Here is a 15,388-nt window from a genome sequence, read left to right as displayed (position 1 = left end):
ACAGGTAGCCGACATGATGTACACATTGCAAGTGTGGTGCTGAAACAAGTTCAGCATGACATTGAAATATTAAAAGTGCTACAATAAAAACTTAATAAACATCTTACGGATTTTCGGTCTTTACTGACTTTCCGGACTCGAAAAAATGGCCTTACCATCAAACTTAACATCATCAAGACTCTATGCAGGGTTCATAGTCTGCGGACTGGTATGGACCGGCCTGCAGAGCTATGTAGTGCATAGTTTTGGCTTTATATGGTACATTGCCTTTACCGATGGGTTGATTTGTTCAATTTTGCTTGCTTCGGCTTGCTGGTTAATTAACAATAACCTGCGTTATTATCAGCCCGAAAAAGGTAATTATCTAAACATCCTGATCTGGATAGGCGCACTGGCAGCAATTTGTACGTTTGGCAGCAGGTGGATCTTGCCATTTTTGGCTACTGGTCCGGCATACACCAAATTCCTGGTAAATTCATTAACCATACGTTTCTTCACTAATTTTTTGGCGATAGGGTGGATGGCGATGATCAGTATGATCTATTATTCGCAGCTTGACCAGAAAGATAACGAAAAACGCAAAGCTGAGGCCGAACAACTGGCCCGCGATGCGGAATTATATAACCTAAGGCAGCAGCTGCAACCTCACTTTTTATTTAACAGCCTAAACTCAATAAATGCTTTAATAGGCTTTAAGCCCGATGAGGCCCGCCGGATGATTCACCAGCTATCAGACTTTTTACGCGGTACGTTAAAAAAGGACGATCAGCAGCAGGTTCCGTTAACCGAAGAATTGACACACCTTAACCTGTACCTGGATATTGAGAAGGTGCGTTTTGGTCACCGTTTACAAACGGAGATCAGTTGTGATGAAAAATCGGGCCAGGCGGTGCTGCCATCCATGTTATTACAGCCGCTTGTTGAAAATGCCATAAAATTTGGGTTGTACGATACTATAGGCGATGTAGTGGTGAGTATAAGGGCCGAAATGGAGGGTAACTACCTGATAATGATGGTGCAAAACCCTTACGACCCACAGACATCAAGGCCTAAAAAAGGTACCGGTTTTGGGCTAAGGGGGGTACAGCGCAGATTATATTTACTTTTTGCACGTAATGATTTGATGGAAACTCATGCAAATGATAATATATTTACAACTATTATTAAAGTACCGCAGTTATAAATATGAAACGTGCCTTAATTATTGACGATGAGCCTTTGGCCCGTATGGTTGTATTAGAATATCTGCAGGCTTTTCCGCAGATAGAAGTTATGCAGGAATGCAATGATGGTTTTGAAGGCCTGAAGGCTATCCAGGTGCATCAGCCTGATATTATATTCCTTGATGTGCAAATGCCGAAAATAAACGGCTTTGAAATGCTGGAGCTGGTTGAAAACCCGCCGGCGGTAATATTTACCACCGCTTTTGACGAATATGCTATAAAAGCTTTTGAAGCACATGCAGTTGATTACCTGTTAAAGCCTTTTAATAAGGACAGGTTTAACAAAGCCATTGAAAAATACCTTGCCCAGGCACCCGAAGCCCCTGCAGCCAAAAAGCATACCGAAGACTTGTTGGAAACTGCCGCACATTCGCCGGCACAGCATGAACGGATTGTGGTAAAAACAGGCACCAAGGTAAAAATAATCCCTGTGCAGGATGTGCAATACCTTGCAGCTGATGATGATTATGTAAGCGTATATACCGCTGAAGGATCGTTCCTGAAAAATAAAACCATGAACTTTTTTGAGCAAATGCTCGACCCAAGGCAATTTGTAAGGGTACACCGCTCATACATAATAGCTATCCAGCAGATTACCAGGATTGATCCTTACGAAAAAGATGCGCACCTGGCCATCCTTAAATCGGGCGCTAAAGTGCCGGTAAGTAAAACGGGGTATGTGAAGCTGAAGCAGGTGCTGGGGATTTAGGCCATTATGCACAAAACATTTAATCTGTCCTTTTTATATTGGCTTATCACTTTGTCATGTTTAACAAGCTGTAACAGCCATAGTAAAACAAATGAAAGCTGGAAGTTTGAAGATGGCTATATACCTAATTCCGTTTCTGCAATTAAAGTAGCGGAAATAGTTTGGTTAAATGTTTATGGATCGGAAATCAATGATGAGAAACCATTTATTGCCAAATTAAAGGATGGCAAAGTTTGGATTGTAGTAGGAACCTTCAATGGTGGGAAACATGCTAAAGGTGGGGTTGCCTATATTGAAATCCAAAAAAGCGATGGCAAAATCCTGAAAGTCATACACGGTAAATAATGACAATACCTCTACTGTGGCGGTGTTTTATGCTGCCTGTCTAGAGCACGGGTACTGGGCCGCCTCTGCGTAATGGCTACGCGTTTTTGCAGTGGTTTTTTGACTCGATCATCAATATTTTACCAAAATCAGCGTTATCATCTAAATCACAATCAATCAGCGGTTAAATGGCTAGATTTCTTTGCTTTATGTTGATGGCTTTGCTGTTCATCAACCCCAAAAAAGATTTACCGGATAGCGACGGGGCAAAGACTGTCAGATCCACCGTTTGGCCAAAGCTGCAAACTGAATTAAAGCAAAAAGGACTTAAGTTAAACTCACCAATTTACATCAGGTTATTTAAAGACGTTAGCTCGCTTGAGGTTTGGGTAAAGGCTGGTAAGCAATACAGGTTATTTAAAACTTATGAGATCTGCACTTATTCGGGTGGATTGGGGACTAAAACCCGGTCTGGCGATGGTAAAAGTCCTGAAGGTTTTTATACTATAGAGCCAAAGCAGCTAAACCCTGTAAGTAATTACTACCTGGCCATAAATGTGGGCTATCCCAATAGACTGGAGCAACTGAAAGGTTATACGGGTGATGCCATTATGGTTCACGGGCATTGCGCATCAATAGGCTGTTATGCGATGACAGACCCGCGCATTGAAGAAATTTACACCATGATTTACAAAGCCTTTGAAGCAGGCCAGCAAAAAATAGATCTGGATATATTTCCTTTTAGGATGGATAGGGCGCACATGCATACTTACTCACGATACCCTTCATTAGCGTTTTGGAAAACTATGAAGTCCGGGTTTGATTTGTTTGAGAAAAATCATGTGCCGCCAGTTGCAAGTGTTAGGGGGAGGGATTATGCTTTTGGTAATTAATCGTTATAGTTTAAAAGCCGAAAGATTATTTACTGATTTTGGTCGCCGAACCAATACATATTATCTATAGAACACCCATAATTACCTACAGTCCCTGCAGTAAGTACAAACAATCGGGCCTTTTCAGATAATGTTTTAAAACTATTTTCTATCGGATGGTCTCTCGAGCCACTTTTACGGACTGTATAAATTATTGTGGGCACTGCTGGTAATCTATCAATCATAAACTCCCATTCTCCTTTTATGTATGATCCATGTATAATTAAGACTTGATCCAAGTAAAGCTTATTGGAAGTTTGCTGCAAAATAAATAGTAAACACTTGTTTTTATCCTGATTAAAAAAGACAGCATCATCTATCATAGCAGAGTCGATATACGATGGCACCTTAAAAAGATTTTGCCCATGTTCATCGTTCAAAAGGGGAATTTCTTTTTTAGCCGATTTTATTAATTGAACATAAAGTTTCTCTTTTTTGTAAGTTGTCAGTCTATCATTGTAACAACTTAATTTATTTGAGTCTGAACAGCCAATCAAAGAAATCAGAGCTGCAACCATTAAAATAAATTTCATCCTGCAATTTATTTTATATTAGCAGGAATTCCTAATAACTTAAAGTGTAAGGCTATTTTGTCCAAATTTATGTTCCACCTGTTCCACTTGTTCCATGCTGTTTCAAACTGGTTTTTTTGTTCCATTTGTTTCCCGTGTTCACATCGTTCCGCGGAACAAGCCGGGACATTAATGAAAACTATAACACTAATTCTTGCGAAAGATATTTGGAGCAAGCCTAAATGCATCTTGTCTTCCCCCTCATCATCCCCCGGTAAAAATCACCACAAACAACAAAACCTAATCCGCTACTCCGCATCTTTACCAAAAAAAGTAATTATGCCACATCTGTTTTCCCCTATAAAAATAAAAAATATTGAGTTTAAGAACCGGTTGGTAGTATCGCCAATGTGTGAGTACAGCAGCGAGGATGGTTTTGCCAATAACTGGCACCTGGTGCATTTGGGCAGTCGTGCTGTGGGTGGTGCTGCTTTGATCATTACCGAAGCTGCAGCTGTTTCGCCAGAGGGCAGGATCTCCTATGGCGATCTTGGGATATATAAAGACGAACACATTGAAAAGTTAAAAGAAATAACGGATTTTATTCATGCGCATGGCGCTGTTGCAGGGATACAACTAGCTCACGCGGGCAGAAAAGCCAGTCATGAGTTGCCATGGAACGGAAACGCGCAGATTTCGTCTGATCAGCTTAATGGATGGAAAGCGGTAGCGCCAAGTGCCATTCCTTTTACATCGGCTGAAGAAACGCCAATTGAACTGGATAAAGCCGGGATTGAAAAAGTAAAAGCTGATTTTAAAGCAGCGGCGGTACGCGCACTAAAAGCGGGCTTTAAGGTAATTGAATTACATGGCGCACATGGTTATTTAATTCATGAGTTTTTATCGCCATTAAGCAACCACCGTGCCGATGAATATGGCGGATCATTTGAAAACCGCATCCGGTTTTTACTGGAAGTTATTGAAAGTGTAAAAGAAGCATGGCCTGCTGAAAATCCATTGTTTATCCGGATCTCTTCAAGCGACTGGACTGAAGGCGGCTGGACCGCTGATGATTCTGTCGCGTTAGCAAAAATACTGATCAATAAAGGAATAGACCTGGTTGATTGTTCATCGGGCGGAAATGTATTGGCTAAGATTCCTTTAAAACCCGGTTACCAGGTTGAGTTTGCTGAAAAGGTGAAGAAAGAGGCCGGGATACTTACCGGTGCGGTAGGACTGATAACAGAATCAAAACAAGCGGATGAGATTATTCAAACCAGTCAGGCCGACCTTGTAATAATGGCCCGCGAGTTTTTACGTGATCCTTATTTCCCGTTAAGAGCTGCATTTGAATTGGGGCATGAAGTAAAATGGCCTGTTCAATATGAAAGAGCGAAATGGAGTAAATAATTATTAATTTTACATTGTTAATTTGTAATTGCGAGGTACCTCGCAATTACAATTGGGTTTTATATAAAATATAAATGAAAAAATACCTGTCTTTAGTAACCTTTACGCATACTATTTTTGCCATGCCATTTGCCTTTATCGGCTTTTTTTTGGCAGTTACCACTACCAGTTACCGTTTTGACTGGGTTAAGCTGGTATTGATGGTACTGTGTATGGTTTTTGCACGCAACTCGGCAATGGCGTTTAACAGGTACCTGGACAGGAACATTGATTCAAAAAATCCGCGCACCAAACAGCGCGATATCCCGTCGGGCAGGATCAGCCCGGCATCGGCATTAACTTTTACTATAATTAACTGCCTGCTGTTTGTAATAACTGCCTGGTGTATAAATAACCTGTGCTTTTACCTTTCGCCGGTGGCTTTGCTGGTGGTGTTGGGTTACAGCGCTACCAAAAGATTTACGGCCCTTTGTCACATAGTGCTGGGTTTGGGGTTGTCGTTAGCGCCAATTGGGGCATACCTGGCTGTAACCGGTCAGTTTGCTTTAACACCACTGTTTTTCTCGTTAGCGGTATTGTGCTGGGTTAGTGGTTTTGATATTATTTACGCCCTGCAGGATGAAGATTTTGACCGCGATGAAAACCTGCATTCAATCCCTGCGTGGCTGGGTAAGGTAAATGCGTTAAGGTTATCTACCTTTTTACATATCCTATCGGCAGCGTTTGTTATAATGCCGGTGTTTTTTGCGCCTGTAGGTTTTGGCTATCTTTATTATGCCGGGATCGTGTTTTTCTGCGCCATGCTGATCTACCAGCACCTGCTTGTAAAACCAAACGACCTGAGCCGTGTTAACTTTGCATTTATGACTACCAACGGCATTGCCAGCGTGGTATTTGCGGTGTTCTTTTTGCTGGATAGGCTTTGGATTAGATAAAGTCGGGAAAGTCCGAAAGTCGGGAAAGTCGGGAAAGTCAGTAAAGTCCGGAAGATAGAATTTTTTATATTTACATATTCAAACATTCGCACATCTGCATATCCACGCATTTGCACATCAATAATATGGACCAGTTAAAAGCACAAGGTACTTTCAGGGAGCAGCTTAAAAAATATGTTGAATTTAACGAGGCTGAGTGGATAGTATTTGCGCAACACCTTGACTTCCGTACGCTGAAAAAGAAAAAATATTTTGCCGAGCCGGGTATCGTATGCAAAGATATTGGCTTTATTGTAAAAGGCGCGGTAAGATATTACTATATTAAAGATGGCGAGGAAATTACTGGCTATTTCAGCTTTGAATGCGAGTATGTAAGCTCGTACAAAAGCTATTTAACCCAAACCCCGTCATTAACCTACATCCAGGCGCTTGAGGATACAGAACTGGTAACTATCACCCATAAAAATATGCAGTTAATGCTGGCAAACCCAATGCTGGCCTACAAAATGGAACGTTTCGGCAGGTTGGTAGCTGAACATTATTTAATCTGCTATGAAGACCGGGTATCATCGTTTGTTACAAAAACTCCCGAAGAGCGCTATCTCGATTTGCTAAGCACCGGCCGCGAAATTCTACAGCGCATGCCGCAGCATTACATTGCCCATTTTTTAGGAATAACCCCGGTTTCGCTTTCACGGATAAGGAAGAGGATCTTAGTTGAGGCGAGGTAAGGGATTTCGGATGTTCGATTTCGGATTTGAAGGAACCTGATAATCTAATTTGATGGGGTTTCTGCCAACTCTGAAATATCAAATGCCTTTTTGAAATATAACATCTCATAATTGGTGTATTGAAATGCAGAATGAATATTAACTAAAGTCCATCCTGATTTGCTCATATAATTTAAAACATCAGTTTCGGTTACCAGGTGATTAACATCATAATGTAGCTTTTGTAAAACAGTGGTGTCTTTCAGCGCAAATAAATCTTTGTTCTCGCCAAAGGAAATTTTTGCTATTCTTTTGACTGTTAAACCGTTTTTAGGGCCTACTATAACCTGGCAATATTTATCTACTTTGTTTTGGGCAAATGCAAAGCAACATGAAGTGAAAAATATTACCGTAAAAAGGAGGAGATGCTTGTTCATGATTTTAGTTTAATGTTATAAAGTTAAGCTCAATCATAATTGAAAGCGCATAATTTGTATTAGAATTGTATTAGAGTTACCTTCTATTATTCGGGTTCTGGCAACTAAAGCCGAAATCGAACATCCGATTTCTGAAATTAAAACAATCGTTCGTCGCAAAAGTAATCCTCGGTTCTTACCAGTGAAACCTTGCTTTTGAAATCGGGATGGTTGGTGTTGATCAAAAAATTATATTCTTTCGGGATCACTGCTGAAGGTACTTTTAAAACAAGCGAACTATTGCTTTGATACCATTTACTTCCAATCTGCTGCAATTCAGGATATGCATCCAGGCTTCTCCATTCTTTAGGTAAATTCCCCTGCAAAATATTTGAATACAGGTTTTCTTCATCTGCAATAGAAATAATCATTACTTTATATTTAAAGGCGGGTGATATTGAATTTCGATGAACTATTAGTTCCAGTGAAGAAAGTGACCTGGAGCCTCCTGTATATATTATAAATTGGTCGTCCGGGTTCCATCGGTTCGCTCTTCCGGAGGCTAAGAGTTTTTGGGAAAAAGATTCTCTTGCAATTCTAAATACTTCCATTTACACTACGCGTTGTCGCCGTATTCAATTCCGGTTAATCTATCATCAATAAATTTAATCCCGCTGTGTGTGTCCATAAACTCGATAGGTGCTTTTTTATCAAAGAAAAAGTTTTCTTTTTCAAGCCAGGTTGCAAAGTTTTCATTTGTGCCAAAAACCTCGATTCCGTGTTTAATTAATGACAAGGCCATTACGGCATGTTCTTTTATCCGTGCCTTTATAATACTGTGAGGTTTTTTGTACGATCTGAAAGTTTTTACACTAATATCCAGCCAGTCTGAAATTTTTTCATCATTGAATAAAGTCAGATCTTTTATTGCTTGTAAGTGCTGTGGGCCAACTTTGTCAGCTTTTATCATCCCAAGTGTTATATTGGTATCCACACGAGACGGAATGGTTTTTAAAAGATTAGCTTGTGCAATTGTCATATACAATACTAGGTAAAATTGCCGATATTTGCAAGGTGTTTTTACCCTTAATGTCAATTGATTAAAATTGGGAGTGTTTACTCTGACAAATCCAAATCCGAAATCGAACATCCGAATTCCGAAATTTCCTTCAATTCCTTATCTTTTGTTAACGTTTTGAGAATCAAAGCGCGTGTACCTTTGATTAAATCAAAAACGAAACATTATGCAAACTATATTAGGAGCCGGCGGCGCAGTAGCAAACGCACTAACCCGCGAACTTGAAAACAATAACGAAATCATCCGCCTTGTTAGCCGCAAGCCAATTGTAAATAACAATAAAAATGTAAGCTGGAAAAAAGCCGACCTGTTAAATTATGCTGAACTGCTGGAAGCCTGCAAAGGCTCAACTGTAATTTACCTCACCGCTGGGTTGGTTTATGATAAAAAGATTTGGGCAGCGCAATGGCCCGTTATTATGCAAAACTTTATTAACCTGGGTAAAGAAACCGGAGCCAGGCTGATATTTTTTGATAACGTTTATATGTATGGTCTGGTTGACGGGCCGATGAAAGAGGATACGCCATACAAACCAAGCAGTGTAAAAGGCAGTATCAGGGCACAAATTGCAAACATGCTAATGGATGAGGCAAAAGCAGGAACTATCCGTGCCAGCATAGCCCGTGGCGCTGATTTTTACGGAACTGAAAACCAGAACAGCTTTGTTGATATGATGGTGCTTACAAACTACGCCAAAAAACAAAAAGCACAATGGATAGGGAACCCCAACAAGCTGCATAATTTTAGCTATATCCCTGATATGGGGAAAGGAATGTTCCTGCTTGGCCAGCATCCGGAAAGTGATAACCAAATTTGGCACATGCCTACCGCACCGGCAATAACCGGCAAACAGTTTATTGAAATTGCTGCCCGCGTATATGGTGTAAAACCTTCGGTTTTTGCTGTAAATAAATTTATGCTTTGGGCCTATGGTTTATTTAACAAAGTAGTGATGGGAACGGTAGAGATGTATTACCAGTACAGCAACGATTATATTTTCGATTCATCAAAATTTGAAAAGGCATTTGATTTTAAACCAACAAGTTACAAAGAAGGGTTAAAACTGATGTCAGAAACTTTGTACGCTAAGAAGTAGTTTATTAAATCCGGTAGGATGGAAGTAAAAGGTTATTTCCGCGTGTGATAACTTGGTGGTTTTAATTAGCTTTAAGCCTTAAAATTTATTAAGTGAAGCTATTACTTTACATTCCCGAGTTTTTTGGAATAAGTGCAGAGGTCTATGTTATATTGATAGTATTAGCTGTCCCCGTCTTTTTTATATGGCGACGTATTTGGAAAAAGCGCATTGCGACAACCAGCTCCAGGAGAATTACCATTTGGGTTTTAACAATGATAACTACTCCGCTTCTTTATGTGGGGATTGTCATCATCACCATGTTGGTTATGGAATATTATCCAAAACGTGATTTTGATAGAAATGAGTGGCTAAATAATAAAGATGACCGTTACGAATATTCCGGTGATATTATTGACAGCAAAATGTTGATCGGTAAATCGAAAAGTGAGGTTATTAAAATCCTTGGGGATGATGGTAATGAATATAATAACAACGATTGGTATTATCCGCTTGGATTTAGGCCGGAACTTGGGAATATTGACCCTGATTCATTAGAGATCGACTTTAAGAATGATAAAGTTATAAATGTTGTGCAGCATAAACGTTAGCTGGTTCATAAACTGAGAGTTATTAGTTAGTTAATGTGAATTTTTATTTTCAAGTAATTCTTCTAATCTTTCGGACTTTCCGACTTCCGGTCTTTCGGACTAATTCTGCATATTTGCATATTAGCACATCAACAAAATGATCCACAAAAAAACAAGAACATATATACCTGCCGGGTTCGAAATTAAATGGGAAAGCCTGGAGCCGCTTTATACCGAACTACGTGATCGTTCATTAAATTCAGTTGCCGACCTTGAAAAATGGTTGCATGACCGCAGCGAAGTAGAAGCAGCATTGGAAGAGGATTTTGCCTGGCGCTATATCCGAATGACCTGCGATACTACCAACGAAGAGCTGCTGCAAAACTTTCAATATTTTGCCACCGAAATTGAACCTAAAATTGCACCCTACAGCAACGACCTGAACAAAAAACTGGTTGACAGCCCATGGGTTGATAAACTGGACCATAAAAAATATTTCATATACCTGCGTGGTATAAAAAAATCACTGGAATTATTCAGGGAGGAAAATATCCCGTTGCAAACCGAGATCCAGGTTGAGCAGCAAAAATACCAATCGATAACCGGCTCTATGTCGGTTCATATTGGCGATAAGGAATTTACATTGGAGCAGGCATCTGTATTTTTAAAGGATACTGACCGCGCTAAAAGGCAGGAAGTTTGGGAAAAGATAACCGAACGCCGCCTGCAGGATAAAGACCAGCTTGATAAATTGTTTGATCACCTTCGGGAATTAAGACATAAGGTAGCATTGAATGCCGAGTTTGAAAACTTCAGGGATTATATGTTCCAGGCGCTGGGCCGTTTTGATTATACCCCTCAGGATTGCTACGCTTTTCACGAAGCTATTGAAAAGGAGATAGTACCAATATTGCGCGAGCAAGCCGAAAAACGTAAAAAAGCTTTAAATCTTGATTCCCTGAAACCGTGGGATATGGATGTTGATGTATCTGGCAAACCTGCTTTAAAACCATTTAACGGTGGTAATGAGTTGATTGAAAAATCTATCCAATGCTTTAGCAATATCAACCGCTATTTAGGTGAGCGTTTGGAGATAATGAAGGATAATAGCCTGTTTGATGTGGAGAGCCGCAAAGGTAAAGCACCAGGTGGCTATAATTATCCGCTGTCAGAAACAGGGGCTCCGTTTATTTTTATGAACTCGGCAAATACCTTTCGCGATCTGACCACTATGGTTCATGAAGGCGGCCATGCGGTACATACCTTTCTTACTGCCGATCTTGAACTGAATGATTTTAAACATTGCCCAAGCGAGGTTGCAGAATTAGCATCCATGAGTATGGAGCTGATTTCGATGGATAATTGGGATGTTTATTTTGATAACGAGGAAGATTTGAAACGTGCTAAGCGCGATCAGCTTTTTGATGTATTGAAAACATTGCCATGGGTAGCCGTGGTTGATCAGTTTCAGCACTGGATCTATACCAATCCTGGTCATACCGATGCGCAGCGTACAGAGGCTTGGATAGAAATCTATGAGCCCTTTGGCGCCGGCTTTGTTGACTGGAGCGATCATAAGGAAGCTGAAAATAACCTGTGGCAAAAACAGCTGCACATTTTTGAGGTGCCCTTTTATTATATTGAATATGGCATGGCCCAGCTTGGCGCAATAGCAGTATGGAAAAACTATAAAGAAAACCCCGAAAAAGGCTTACAGCAATACCTTGATGCTTTAAAACTAGGCTACACTAAAACCATCAAAGAAATTTACGAAACAGCAGGGATCAAATTTGATTTCAGCGCGGGTTATGTAAAGGAATTGGCTGCGTTTGTTAAGGCGGAGATGGATAAGTTATAAGAAGACTGGATTGCTTTGAACAATGTAATTGGAAAAGCGGATGACTGAAAGGTTATCCGCTTTTCTTTTTTGAAAAAAAAATTGTAGTAAGATCAATGTGATGAAAATGTTATTATTTACTAATTACGGATAGCAATGTATCCACATTTCGCGTTTTGATCCTCACATTTGTACATCCTGTTTGCGCGGGGCCATCTGTATGTAACCTATCGTTATCTTTGAATATTCAATCAATCAACAGTGATTAAATTTAGTTCAAAATATACCGTTATCCTGGTACATATTGTTGTATGGAGCATGCTGTTTGGCTTGCCGCATCTTTTTATTTCGCGCGACCACAGAGCCGTTAACCCCGGCTTTTTCCCTACATCGTTTTTTACTATCACCAACATTTATCACGTATGTTTATTTTACCTGAATGCATTTGTATTGTATCCTTTATTATTCAATAAAAGAAGATGGTGGGCTTATATTTTAGTAATAGCATGCATTGTTATAGGTTCGCTTTATTTAAAGTTATTGGTTGCAAGGCAGTGGTATCCACAAGTTATAATTGATAGATATACTTATCTTTTCCTGTTTTTTCCAACGCTTGCATTTATCGTTATCAGTACAATATACAGGTTGATAGTTGATAAAATAAAGCATGAAAAAAAGCAAAAGGAAAGTGACGCAGAACAGTTAGCTATCAAATTAAAATTTTTACGATCACAGATAAATCCCCATTTTATTTTTAACGTACTTACAAATCTTGTATCCCTGGCACGAAAGCGATCAGAGCAAATGGAGCCCGCTTTGATCATGTTATCAGATTTAATGCGATATATGTTGTATGAATCTGATGAAAACAGGGTAACCCTTTTAACAGAGGCCGGCTACCTGAAAAGTTTTGTTGAATTGCAAAAATTAAGATTTGGAGACGATGTATTGATAAAAGTAAATATTGACCTGCCTCAAAATCAACTGCAATATAGTATTGAGCCGATGCTTTTAATTCCGTTTGTTGAAAACGCATTTAAACATGGTATGGATGTTGACGAACCATTAATAACGATTCAATTAATCGTTAATAATGGCAAACTTGAATTTGACGTGAAGAATAAATTTAGCTCAAACGTGAATGAAGGCAAGGATGCGAGCCCGGGCATAGGGTTGGACAATGTACAATCAAGATTGCTGCTTTTGTATCCAAAGCAGCATACCCTTACAATAACGAAAGAAAATAATTTATTTCATGTTTACTTAACCCTGCAATTGAAATGATGCGCTGTATTGCTGTTGACGATGAAAAACTGGTGTTGGATCTGCTGATAGATAATATTGGGCAGGTGCCTTACCTGCAGCTGGTAAAAGCATGCAGAAATGCCATGGAGGCAATTGAAGTGCTGCAGCACGAAAAAATTGACATTATCTTTCTTGATATTCAAATGCCAAGGCTTAACGGTCTGCAGTTTATCCAAACGCTGCAGCATCCGCCTATGATCATACTAATAACAGCTTATGAAAAATATGCGCTGGAAGGCTATAACCTCAATATTGTGGATTATTTGCTAAAGCCAGTTTCATTTGAAAGATTTTTGAAAGCTTGTAATAAAGCAAAAGAGCTATTTGATTTAAAGAATGATAAAACGAGAGAACAACCGGCCGATCACATTTTTGTGAATGTGGAATATACGCTTGTGAAAATTTTGTTTGCAGATATTCTTTTTGTAGAAGGGTTGAAAGATTATATTAAAATACATCTTGCCTCGGCTTCAAAAGCTGTACTTACTAAAATGAGCCTGAAGGCGATGGAAGAAAAGCTGCCTGCCGATAAATTTATCCGCGTTCATAAGTCTTTTATTATTGCTACAGATAAAATAACTGTTATTAAACGGGACTTTGCCTGCATTGGCAGCCATGAAATTCCTGTGAGCGATTTTTATAAAGAAAATCTGTCGCGCCTAACTAATAAATAAAACCAGGTCTTCGTCTTTTACGCTCCTGTCGAGACAATTCCCTTCCTTGTCTACTTCTCAAAATTTGCATTCGTCAGCAAGTTAGTTTTGTGATAACAAACAAAACTTTAGGACAATATTGTTCACAAACAACAAAAACAGAAATATTATGAAACAAAAACTTCCATTGTCTGCAGCTGATAGACTGATCATTGCGGGCCTGATCATAGCCACGGTTGGCATTGTGATCCAGATTGTTTCCGGGGTTCATTACCCAAAGGTTCCGCCGGTATTTTTTATTCTGTTAATTCCGGCAGGCCTGGTAGCTTTTGGGCGCTGGAGATGGGCGCGCGTTCTCACTATACTGGCAGGACTGTTCCTTCTCCAGGGACTTTTTGCAAGCGGAGCGTATGTTCGCCTGTTAGACGTTAACCGGCCCGGCGGATTTGGCGGCAGTGCAGGATTATGGATTCAGCAGGTAGGAGAGGTTATTGCGACAGCTGCGGCAGTTTTTGCTTTAATCCGCAGTTACAGCGTACAAACATCATGAAAGCGAATACAATACCGCGCGGGCTTATGCGGAGCATCACTGTGGTTGTAGTGCTGCTGGCAACAATTGGTATTGTGGTTGCATTTCGGCGTGCGTTGACATTGACAGGCGCTATCAAAACGTACGTTAATCCAAAATTTGGAACGTTTGACAGCACTTTGGCGCACCCGGTTTTAACTTTTATTCATATTATTCCAGGATCATTGTTTATGATCCTGGCCCCATTGCAATTCGTGCCGAAAATTCGTTTGAACTACCTTTGGTTTCATCGTTTATCCGGGCGCGTTTTAGTTGTTTTAGGGTTAATAATAGGGATCACTGCTTTGGTTATGAGCTTTAAAATGGCAATCGGTGGTGCTAATGAGTCGGTAGCTACGGTGGTTTTCGCAAGCATCTTTTTATTCTCGTTGATCAAGTCCTTTTATCACATCCGGCGACGTGAAGTAGCGCTCCACCGGGAATGGATGATCCGGATGTTTGCTATAGGATTTGCAATTGCCACTGTGCGCCCGATAGTAGGCATGTTTTTCGCCTTTTCACACCTTTCGCCGCATGAGTTTTTCGGCATTGCGTTTTGGCTTGGCTTTACCATTCATCTTGTAGCGGCAGAAGTTTGGATAAATTATACAAGGCAGAATAGGCTATAAATGTTTTTATTTGATGTTTTTTGAATTTAGTTTCAGCAGGAAGTATGTCATTAGGCCAACTATTCCTGGGATAAACGCAATGGCGAAATTTATTGTGCTCATATTGTTCTGATAAGGTATTGAGCTGGTAGAACCAAAGACGATAATCACCGTAAAGAAATAAACTCCTGAAAGAATTGATTTTTGCTTTAAGTTCAATGTGATAAAAGCTAGGATTATTAAAAATACGACAATTGAAATGATTTGAATGAAAATTGTGTACAACACCTCCTCTCCGTGAGCAAAAACCGTTAATGGCATTACAAGTAAAATTGTAAGTAAGGCTTTTTTTATATTTTTCATTTCAATGGGTTGCAAAAATATTAGCTGAATGTGTTTCTTAAATCTTATTTATAAGCACCAATTAACTATGAAAATTTTAATACGCATGATCATTTTTAACGTATTGTTTAAACTAACTAAATAAGGTTAATTAGTATTAT

At 39.6% G+C, this 15,388-nt stretch carries 19 protein-coding genes; 14 read left to right on the top strand and 5 right to left on the bottom strand.

The genetic code is table 11. The annotated features are described in order from the left end of the window. Positions 1-145 precede the first annotated feature (145 nt). From BUE31_RS08530 to BUE31_RS08515, 4 genes are all read left to right on the top strand, one after another. Entirely contained in the window at positions 146-1,183 is a 1,038-nt protein-coding gene (locus BUE31_RS08530; protein WP_073402401.1) for a sensor histidine kinase, read from the top strand. A 2-nt stretch (positions 1,184-1,185) separates the two neighbouring features. Further along, positions 1,186-1,932, top strand: a complete 747-nt coding sequence (locus BUE31_RS08525) for a LytR/AlgR family response regulator transcription factor (RefSeq protein ID WP_073402399.1) — start codon at positions 1,186-1,188, stop codon at positions 1,930-1,932. 6 nt (positions 1,933-1,938) lie between these two features. Then, positions 1,939-2,277, top strand: a complete 339-nt coding sequence (locus BUE31_RS08520; protein WP_083619524.1) for a YbbC/YhhH family protein — start codon at positions 1,939-1,941, stop codon at positions 2,275-2,277. A gap of 167 nt (positions 2,278-2,444) precedes the next feature. Continuing rightward, positions 2,445-3,149, top strand: coding sequence for a L,D-transpeptidase family protein (locus tag BUE31_RS08515; protein WP_073402397.1), 705 nt, complete (start codon positions 2,445-2,447; stop codon positions 3,147-3,149). Between the two features lie 29 nt (positions 3,150-3,178). Here the strand turns inward: BUE31_RS08515 and BUE31_RS08510 are convergent, their stop codons facing one another. Next, positions 3,179-3,721: a hypothetical protein gene (locus BUE31_RS08510; protein WP_073402395.1), complete on the bottom strand. Its 543-nt coding sequence runs from the start codon at positions 3,719-3,721 to the stop codon at positions 3,179-3,181. A 318-nt stretch (positions 3,722-4,039) separates the two neighbouring features. Between BUE31_RS08510 and namA the strand changes: the two genes are divergently transcribed. From namA to BUE31_RS08490, 3 genes are all read left to right on the top strand, one after another. Further along, positions 4,040-5,110 (top strand): NADPH dehydrogenase NamA, encoded by a 1,071-nt coding sequence (gene namA, locus BUE31_RS08500; RefSeq protein WP_073402392.1) that lies wholly within the window; start codon positions 4,040-4,042, stop codon positions 5,108-5,110. Between the two features lie 74 nt (positions 5,111-5,184). Beyond that, entirely contained in the window at positions 5,185-6,045 is an 861-nt protein-coding gene (locus BUE31_RS08495) for a UbiA-like polyprenyltransferase (RefSeq protein ID WP_073402390.1), read from the top strand. Between the two features lie 125 nt (positions 6,046-6,170). Next, positions 6,171-6,776, top strand: a complete 606-nt coding sequence (locus BUE31_RS08490; protein WP_073402388.1) for a Crp/Fnr family transcriptional regulator — start codon at positions 6,171-6,173, stop codon at positions 6,774-6,776. Positions 6,777-6,820: 44 nt separating this feature from the next. Here BUE31_RS08490 and BUE31_RS08485 read toward each other — a convergent pair whose 3' ends face one another. The 3 genes from BUE31_RS08485 to BUE31_RS08475 all read right to left on the bottom strand — a co-directional run bounded on the left by BUE31_RS08485 (position 6,821) and on the right by BUE31_RS08475 (position 8,210). Continuing rightward, positions 6,821-7,192: a hypothetical protein gene (locus BUE31_RS08485; RefSeq protein ID WP_073402387.1), complete on the bottom strand. Its 372-nt coding sequence runs from the start codon at positions 7,190-7,192 to the stop codon at positions 6,821-6,823. Between the two features lie 137 nt (positions 7,193-7,329). Continuing rightward, on the bottom strand, positions 7,330-7,782 hold the full coding sequence (locus BUE31_RS08480; RefSeq protein WP_073402386.1) for an RES family NAD+ phosphorylase: 453 nt from the start codon (positions 7,780-7,782) through the stop codon (positions 7,330-7,332). A gap of 5 nt (positions 7,783-7,787) precedes the next feature. Continuing rightward, positions 7,788-8,210 carry an antitoxin Xre/MbcA/ParS toxin-binding domain-containing protein gene (locus BUE31_RS08475; protein WP_073402385.1) on the bottom strand — a complete coding sequence of 141 codons (423 nt, stop codon included), beginning with the start codon at positions 8,208-8,210 and terminating at the stop codon, positions 7,788-7,790. A gap of 205 nt (positions 8,211-8,415) precedes the next feature. Here BUE31_RS08475 and BUE31_RS08470 point away from each other — a divergent pair, with 205 nt between their 5' ends. The 7 genes from BUE31_RS08470 to BUE31_RS08440 all read left to right on the top strand — a co-directional run bounded on the left by BUE31_RS08470 (position 8,416) and on the right by BUE31_RS08440 (position 14,906). Beyond that, positions 8,416-9,345, top strand: coding sequence for an NAD-dependent epimerase/dehydratase family protein (locus tag BUE31_RS08470; protein WP_073402384.1), 930 nt, complete (start codon positions 8,416-8,418; stop codon positions 9,343-9,345). Between the two features lie 92 nt (positions 9,346-9,437). After that, a complete protein-coding gene (locus tag BUE31_RS08465) occupies positions 9,438-9,935 on the top strand; it encodes a hypothetical protein (protein WP_143167059.1) in 498 nt (165 codons plus the stop codon). A 136-nt stretch (positions 9,936-10,071) separates the two neighbouring features. After that, entirely contained in the window at positions 10,072-11,772 is a 1,701-nt protein-coding gene (locus BUE31_RS08460) for a M3 family oligoendopeptidase (protein ID WP_073402383.1), read from the top strand. A gap of 240 nt (positions 11,773-12,012) precedes the next feature. Then, on the top strand, positions 12,013-13,035 hold the full coding sequence (locus tag BUE31_RS08455) for a sensor histidine kinase (RefSeq protein WP_083619515.1): 1,023 nt from the start codon (positions 12,013-12,015) through the stop codon (positions 13,033-13,035). Then, positions 13,032-13,730, top strand: coding sequence for a LytR/AlgR family response regulator transcription factor (locus BUE31_RS08450; RefSeq protein ID WP_083619512.1), 699 nt, complete (start codon positions 13,032-13,034; stop codon positions 13,728-13,730). The genes BUE31_RS08455 and BUE31_RS08450 overlap by 4 nt, the downstream gene beginning before the upstream one ends. Positions 13,731-13,878: 148 nt before the next feature. Next, on the top strand, positions 13,879-14,259 hold the full coding sequence (locus BUE31_RS08445) for a hypothetical protein (protein WP_073402382.1): 381 nt from the start codon (positions 13,879-13,881) through the stop codon (positions 14,257-14,259). Continuing rightward, on the top strand, positions 14,256-14,906 hold the full coding sequence (locus BUE31_RS08440; protein WP_073402381.1) for a DUF2306 domain-containing protein: 651 nt from the start codon (positions 14,256-14,258) through the stop codon (positions 14,904-14,906). Before BUE31_RS08445 ends, BUE31_RS08440 begins: the two co-directional genes overlap by 4 nt. Positions 14,907-14,912: 6 nt before the next feature. Here the strand turns inward: BUE31_RS08440 and BUE31_RS08435 are convergent, their stop codons facing one another. After that, on the bottom strand, positions 14,913-15,248 hold the full coding sequence (locus tag BUE31_RS08435; RefSeq protein ID WP_073402379.1) for a hypothetical protein: 336 nt from the start codon (positions 15,246-15,248) through the stop codon (positions 14,913-14,915). Between the last annotated feature and the right edge of the window lie 140 nt (positions 15,249-15,388).

Source organism: Mucilaginibacter sp. OK098 (genome assembly GCF_900142915.1).
Lineage (GTDB): Bacteria > Bacteroidota > Bacteroidia > Sphingobacteriales > Sphingobacteriaceae > Mucilaginibacter.
The sequence above is the reverse complement of the archived record's forward strand: the minus strand, read 5'-3'. Positions and strand labels throughout refer to the sequence as shown.